5 protein-coding genes and 2 pseudogenes are annotated in these 6,412 nt (G+C 41.9%); 3 read left to right on the top strand and 4 right to left on the bottom strand.

The genetic code is table 11. From position 1 onward, the window contains the following. The 3 genes and pseudogenes from V7L29_RS03040 to V7L29_RS03030 all read right to left on the bottom strand — a co-directional run. Positions 1-456 (bottom strand): annotated as a pseudogene (locus tag V7L29_RS03040) (hypothetical protein); the annotation flags it as partial. 498 nt (positions 457-954) lie between these two features. Beyond that, positions 955-1,113 (bottom strand): annotated as a pseudogene (locus V7L29_RS03035) (IS630 family transposase); the annotation flags it as partial. Between the two features lie 666 nt (positions 1,114-1,779). After that, positions 1,780-2,301 carry a hypothetical protein gene (locus V7L29_RS03030; protein WP_334734473.1) on the bottom strand — a complete coding sequence of 174 codons (522 nt, stop codon included), beginning with the start codon at positions 2,299-2,301 and terminating at the stop codon, positions 1,780-1,782. Positions 2,302-2,543: 242 nt separating this feature from the next. Here V7L29_RS03030 and nfi point away from each other — a divergent pair, with 242 nt between their 5' ends. From nfi to V7L29_RS03015, 3 genes are all read left to right on the top strand, one after another. Beyond that, the gene (nfi, locus tag V7L29_RS03025; protein WP_334734472.1) at positions 2,544-3,209 is read left to right on the top strand and encodes a deoxyribonuclease V; all 666 of its coding nucleotides are present in this window, start codon (positions 2,544-2,546) and stop codon (positions 3,207-3,209) included. Between the two features lie 107 nt (positions 3,210-3,316). Further along, positions 3,317-3,865, top strand: a complete 549-nt coding sequence (locus V7L29_RS03020; RefSeq protein ID WP_334694013.1) for an FHA domain-containing protein — start codon at positions 3,317-3,319, stop codon at positions 3,863-3,865. A gap of 150 nt (positions 3,866-4,015) precedes the next feature. Beyond that, positions 4,016-5,971: an FHA domain-containing protein gene (locus V7L29_RS03015; protein WP_334734471.1), complete on the top strand. Its 1,956-nt coding sequence runs from the start codon at positions 4,016-4,018 to the stop codon at positions 5,969-5,971. Here the strand turns inward: V7L29_RS03015 and V7L29_RS03010 are convergent. Beyond that, positions 5,963-6,259, bottom strand: a complete 297-nt coding sequence (locus V7L29_RS03010; protein ID WP_334694015.1) for a hypothetical protein — start codon at positions 6,257-6,259, stop codon at positions 5,963-5,965. The genes V7L29_RS03015 and V7L29_RS03010 overlap by 9 nt on opposite strands. Positions 6,260-6,412: the final 153 nt, after the last annotated feature.

The raw sequence follows: 6,412 nt of genomic DNA, 5'->3' as shown, positions 1-6,412 counted from the left end.
TTTTGCGATCGCTGTTGGCTCAACTTTCGGTGCTGGTGGTATAGTTGATTTTGCGATCGCTGTTGGCTCAACTTTCGGTGCTGGTGGTATAGTTGATTTTGCGATCGCTGTTGGCTCAACTTTCGGTGCTGGTGGTATAGTTGATTTTGCGATCGCTGTTGGCTCAACTTTGGGTTGTTGAGGAGATAGATTTGGTGATTCCGCTTTCTGCTCTCTTGGTTCTGGCCGGAATACCCCTGCTGAAGATAAGGCTGTTGAGTCAAAAGGACTCTTGCTAGAGGCTTTATGTGCATCTGAATTAGTTGACTTCACAGCAGAAACAGGTTTTTTCGGTAAAGCTTTACCACCTGCAATTGAATTTTTAGTAGCCCGGAATGGGGTTTTTTGGGGTATGTGTGTTTCATTAGGATAAACTTCAACTACCTCAATTGGAATCTCTTGCTGAGGCTCAGGCATAAAAGCTGTGAACCAATATTTGCTCCCCATCAGTAAAGTAGAGTGTAGGAGGATGGAACTAACTAGACATACGAGTATATCGCGGGAGCGCACGCTTCGATAGCGCTGAAATTCTTGAGAAAAAGCCATGTTATTGTGCTTTTGCGTGATAGATAAGAGCCTCAACAGTCTATTTACTGTCTTCTAACTTAGAGGATATCGTATCTGATTCAAGCAAAACAACGAAATATTTGGATGATATCTTCTTTAAACTTGGATCAAGCTGAAAATTCTCCGGATAACATCATTCACGATGAGCCAGAAGATAGCTTAATTCCTGAGTCTGATCTGATGGACTCCTACCTTGAAAATAACCCGCATTTGAAATTTTAGTACATCAGCACTAGACCATCACCTTGATGGAGCTTTAAAATCTCTTCTTGTGTAGAAAGACAGATTATTTAATAGATTATGGATATAGTAATCCTATTTGAGATCCGAACAAAGTACATACTAATACTACTTCGGAAAATCAAATTCTTGATGATTGGTAAAGAACTTAAATAGCCATTTGACAATAGTAAAAGATTTGCATATCATCCAAAACTTTCTGAATAAGTTCTTGGTTTGTAACCAAACATCTTCTACAGGATTTTGCTCAGGAGCATTGGGTACAAATCAAAACTATCGGAATATCGCATTTCACAGGATAGATAAAAATCAGAGTGACCGCACTGCTTTTTATAGTTTAGCTTTGAGGTGCGATCACATCTTGGAGAAATAGTATCAATTCTTTACTAAGCAGTCTTAATGCAAGCCATACAGAGAAAAACACCGCTTATTATTAATGAAATTATAGATAAAGCGTGCAAAATAGAACCATTTTGTGTGAGTGAAACAAAAACAAAAGATACAATTACAGCTATAAGTAATGGCTGTTTTTTCTGGCTCCAGAAAATTTTTTCTGACGTTATTACCTTGTCTGCTGCTTCCTTGTTATTTTGAACTCTTAATTCTCTAAGTGTTTTAAGCTCTAAAAATCTAAGTTTATCAAAATCAAGAGGATCAGTATCTATTACACTATTAACAGTTCATCAGAGATGCGAACACTTGTGTATCTCCCTGTTTAGCTAATTCTAAAATATTCGGCTGTTTCATAACCAATAAATCAGAAAAATGAGATAATATCTTCTATCTTAGGGTTCCCCATTCATCGACAAAAGCAACATTTTTATAATTTTTATAGCCCTATATTTAAAATTCAGTTATATATATTTATTATAATTTTGGAAAAAATTACGATTGTAGAATGTTTTTGCACTTCGGCGTGAGATGATTTAAATACTAACGTTCCTTTGTAACAACAGAACTACCATTAGTAATACTTACTTTTTGAATAAAAACGTCAGTACAAGAGGATAAAATATCAGTGCCTATTTGATTAGCAATCAATTCAAAATCTTGGTTTGTTAATTCCCGTGCAGGATCACCACTTAAGTTAATAGAGATAGTCAAACATTGAGTATTACTAGAATACTGTTCATTATCTATTACTTTTATTTCAGCTTCTGCTATACCCAAATCAAACTCTTTACTCCAAGCTGGAAACTCCTTACCCCTTTGTTGTCCATAAACTTTCACTATTTCAACTGATGCAGCCCCTAAAGCCGTTAAACCTTTGCGGATAAATGCAACTAAAATTTGCTGATTTGGTACTTCGGCAGATTCTAGGATTACCTCTAAGCAAGCATCTTGGAATGCCACTTTTGCGGCGATCCCTTTGGGGTATAGGTGGCGGTTCATCAGAGATGCGATCGCCTGGGTATCTCCCTGTTTTGCAAGTTCCAGAATATTCGGCTGTGTCATAACCAGTAAAAGAGAAAATCTAGAAAAATAAACTTATATCCTCAGGATTCCCTCTTGACAGCCTTAAGTAACATTATCATCCAAGATATCAGCTAACTTGGGCTAAAATATCTAGTATAAAGATAGTCATTCACAGACTTTTACAAAAATATATTTTCCCTGTATCAACATCAAAAACTATTATTTTTGTGTTTGCCAAATTAACAGGATTAATATTAATCAGTTTAATTCCAATTTTTAATATGAACATTTATCAAGATCATGCTTGGCCCTCAACGCTGGAAGAAGCCATAGTTATTCAAGAAAAGTTGGGAGATCAAGTAATCACTGAGGATCAACTGCAAGAACCTATCCAGTACGTTGCTGGAGTGGATATGGGTTTTGAAGCTGATGGAACAATTAGCCGTGCAGCTGTCGCAGTCTTGAGTTTTCCTGATTTGCAAGTAATTGAGACGAGCCTAGCACACCGTCCTACAAGCTTTCCTTATATTCCTGGGTTCCTCTCATTTCGGGAAATTCCAGCCGTCCTCGATGCCCTAGAAAAGATTAAAACAACACCAGATATCATCCTGTGTGATGGTCAGGGAATTGCTCATCCCCGCAGATTAGGTATAGCTAGCCATTTAGGATTACTCATAGATATGCCGACAATTGGTGTAGCTAAGTCGTTGTTGGTAGGCAAGCATGAGGAATTGCCCCAAACAAAAGGCAGCAGGCAACCACTGGTATATAAGGGTGAAACCATTGGGGCAGTTTTACGCACACGCACTGGAGTAAAACCTCTGTACATCTCTAGTGGTCATCGAATTAGTTTACCTACGGCAATTGACTATGTATTACGCTGCACGCCAAAATATCGGCTGCCAGAAACTACACGTATTGCTGATAAATTAGCGTCGGCGAAATAAAGCTTGTTGAAGTTTTTTCTAAATACTTGCTTGCTCCTACTCAATCGTGTTAGGAATCGCACATCAAGAAGTTGAAATAGCTAAATACGATTTACGAAGTTAGAACAATGAACGCACTAACTTTAGAGTGGCACGATGCAGGTCAAAATAGAACTCAGAACATTTACGAACAACAGCCAAGTCAAAATCCTGGCACTGTCCGCATCGGTCGCGACCCACTCCGGTGCGACATTGTTCTAAGTCACCCCACTGTCTCTGGTCTGCACGTTGAAATCTTTTTTCATCACCAGCAACAGCGCTTTTATATTAGGAATTTGCGATCGCAAAATCCCCCGATTGTCGATGGACGGCAATTAGTCCAAGGTGAAATGCCTTTAACTGAGGGCACTAGTATCTCTTTGGGACAAATAAAACTCAACGTTACTGGCATTTCCACGGGTAGCATTCCAGCAACAATTTTGCTGCCACCGCATCCACCAGTACAAGGACATCACCATCATCTACCGACACCTCCCGCACCACTGTCAGATGTTTATGGCTTAGAATGCCCCAAATGTCATAAAGTTTCCCCAGGAGAAAATCTACAAATTGGCTGTCGTTGGTGTGGGACATCTTTGGCGGCGGCTGTGAGTGTGTTAGTAGCACCGGATAGTTGAGAAGCAGGAGGAGCAGGGGGGACAAGGAGAATAACCATGCCCTGTTTGCCCAATACTTCTCTACCTTGGGCTGCGCCCTAAGCGTAGCTATGCCGCAGGCTTTATGACTACGCTCAGTACAAGTGCCCAATGACTAATGACTAATGACCAATGACTAATGACTTACAAATTAAATTGAGTTGGGAAGATCCAGCAACGGGAGAGCGGCGAGAACCAATGTTGAGTATGCCGATCGCTTTTGGTCGAGAATTCGCTCGCTTACCTGCTGAACTCAGGGGAGTGCGCGTTTCTAGGATGCTGCTTAACAGTAACGAAGTTTCTCGCTACCATGCCCTAATTGACTGGGAACAAAACCATTTGGTGGTGATTGACCAAGGTAGCGTTAACGGTGTGTATGTCAACGGTCAACCACAAACGCGCAGTGTCTTAGCTAATGGCGATACGTTGCAAATGGGCCCCTATGTGATAATGGTGACATTTGCTGCTAGCGCCTCTGAAGCAGATACCAGCCCCCCTTCAACGATTCACTTCAACGCAAATACCAATCTCCCAGACCCCAGATTGCCTGTACAGCCGCTAACGCCCTTGGCAAGTAATTTCCCGCCATTAACGTTTCAGGCACAAAATGTCGCTGTGCAAGCACTTCATGCTACGGGATTGCCAGTAGATGAATCCGATTATCTAGCGATCGGGGCGGGACTGGGTAGCTTTTTTTGGGCTGATTTGCTGCGAATTAGTGGTGTGCCTGCTGAGAAGATTGTGGCTTTGGGATTAGAGGCGCAGCCCTATGCTCGTTACAAGCGTCTTTGTTTGAATTCGCAAATTCCCTTATATGAAAGACTGCGTTCTAATTCTGACTCTTGTCCTGATAATATTTGGGGCTGGCCTAGTTATGCCTTGCGTGAAGCTTGGCACGATTTCAGCAAAGGACAAATAAACTCAGCATTCAAGTATTTGTGGCAAGTGTTTGCTGAACCAACATTTGCAGAAACTTATACACCCCGTGCGGGTAACGTCTTTGATTCCATAGACCGGGAGACCAAGCGCATTGGCTGGAATCAAATTTATCGCTATGGGCGGGTTAGGGTAATTCGCAAAACTGATGATGGCAGGTATTGCGTAGCCTATTCTCGCGGGCCAGGAAATTATGCTTTTTTAGTTAGTCGTTATTTACATTTAGCTACTGGGTATCCAGCAATTCAGTTTCTTCCAGATTTGCAAGCTTATAGGGAAAAATATCAAGACTTTCAATCTGTAGTCAATGCTTATGAAGCCCACGATCATGTTTATCAGCAACTAGAGCAACGAGGTGGTACAGTATTGATTCGTGGACGGGGAATTGTGGCTTCGCGGATTATTCAACGGATTTATGAAGCCAGAAAGCGAAATCAGAATATTGCAGTTTTGCATTTAATGCGATCGCCTAAACCCCAAGGCAACAAATTTCAAAATACCCAGCGCCTAGTCAAAAATCATTACGAATTTCAACCCTTTAACTGGCCAAAAGCTTGTTGGGGCGGCGAACTCCGGGCAATGTTAGAAAAAGCTAGTCCTGATGAACGCAAGCGTTTACTAGCAGACTGGGGTGGAACTACCACCGCCAACCGCCACGACTGGCAGCAAATTACTGCCCAAGGCATCAGCGAAGGTTGGTATCAAATTACCTTCGGAGAGGTTTTGGATGTAGAACGAGATGCCCAAAACCGGACTATTACCCATATCCGAGAGCAAAGCTTTGGGGAAATGAAATTGCTAGCTGACTTTATTGTTGATGCTACCGGACTGGATGCCAAAGTAGATGCCAATCCGCTTATAGCAGATTTGGTGAAGCATTACAACCTCCCAGTGAATCATTTGGGGCGATTGGCTGTAGCGAACAATTTTGAATTAGTAGAAATGCGTAGTGATAAAGGTCAAATGTATGCTGCTGGGGCTATTACTTTAGGTGGCCCTTATGCAGCAGTTGATAGTTTCTTGGGTTTACAATATGCCGCATTAGTCGCCGTTGATGGACTCGCCGCCGCCCGTGCGCCTGGAGTTCAAAAGTTGAATGTTATAAGTTCCTTTGGGCAGTGGTTGAAGTGGGTGTTAAATCAGTCACCTTAGTATTATGAGGCAGGAGGCAGTAGAAATAGAGTATTTATCTGGCTGTTTTGAGTAGCAAATCCCAACTTCGAGGATAAAAGGTGCAACTTCGAGGATAAAAGGCTCAACTTCGAGGATAAAAGGCTCAACGTCGAGGTTCAAAGGCTCAACGTTCAAGCTCAAAGGCTCAATGTTGAGGTTAAAAGGCTCAACGTTCAGGCTCAAAGGCTCAACGTCGAGGTTCAAAGGCTCAACATTCAGGTTCAGAGGCTCAACATTCGGGTTCAGAGGCTTAACGTTGGAGTTCAAAAGCTCAAAGTCTCAAGTGACGGGCGATACCTTCAGCCTGCGTGCGATTCAAATCGCAGGCTAACACCATAAGTTAGTTAAAACTGACTCAAATTAACTAAAATTTAGTCCGTTTGAACGGACTTAGGCTATCCCGCCTCGGAATTGATTCCG

The sequence above is a fragment of the Nostoc sp. genome (assembly GCF_036916575.1).
Taxonomy (GTDB): Bacteria; Cyanobacteriota; Cyanobacteriia; order Cyanobacteriales; family Nostocaceae; genus Nostoc.
Note: the sequence above shows the minus strand (reverse complement) of the source record. Positions and strands in the feature narration are given on the sequence as shown.